Source organism: Micromonospora sp. DT4 (assembly GCF_049841675.1).
Classification (GTDB): domain Bacteria; phylum Actinomycetota; class Actinomycetes; order Mycobacteriales; family Micromonosporaceae; genus Micromonospora.
The window spans coordinates 1-568 of record NZ_JBNCKT010000364.1; the positions used below are offsets into that span (position 1 = coordinate 1).

1 protein-coding gene is annotated in these 568 nt (G+C 69.0%); it reads left to right on the plus strand.

Annotated elements, in window-relative coordinates; all coding sequences use genetic code 11:
- Positions 1-508, plus strand: a 508-nt coding sequence (locus tag ACLQ24_RS30130; protein ID WP_425895120.1) for an NAD(P)-dependent oxidoreductase, incomplete at its 5' end; no start/stop codon positions are given.
- Positions 509-568 lie beyond the last annotated feature (60 nt).

Here is a 568-nt window from a genome sequence, read left to right on the forward strand (position 1 = left end):
AAAGCCGACGCGCGTCCCGCACCGTAACGCCCATACACCCCAAACGATCACAAACCATTTGGGTTACGGGTCAAATAGCTTCACCCTGGTCGCCCGCAACGCCCGACCGGAGCAGTCGGTGCACGCCGTCGCGGAGCTGCCCCGGCTGCTGCCCGACGCCGACGTGGTGGTGGTGCTGGTGCCGCTCACCGACCAGACCCGCGGCCTGATCGACAAGGACTTCCTGGCCGCGATGCCCGACGGGGCGCTGCTGGTCAACGCGGCCCGGGGCCCGGTGGCCCGTACCGAGGCGCTCGTCGCCGAACTGGCGACCGGCCGGATCTCGGCCGCGCTGGACGTCACCGATCCGGAGCCGCTACCGGCCGAATCTCCCCTGTGGACGATGCCGAACGTGCTGCTCACCCCGCACGTGGCAGGGTCGGTGCGAGGGTTGCTGCCGCGCGCGTACCGGTTGGTCGGCGAGCAGGTGCGGCGGTTCGCCGCCGGTGAACCACTTATTGACCCGTAACCCAAATGGTTTGTGATCGTTTGGGGTGTATGGGCGTTACGGTGCGGGACGCGCGTCGGC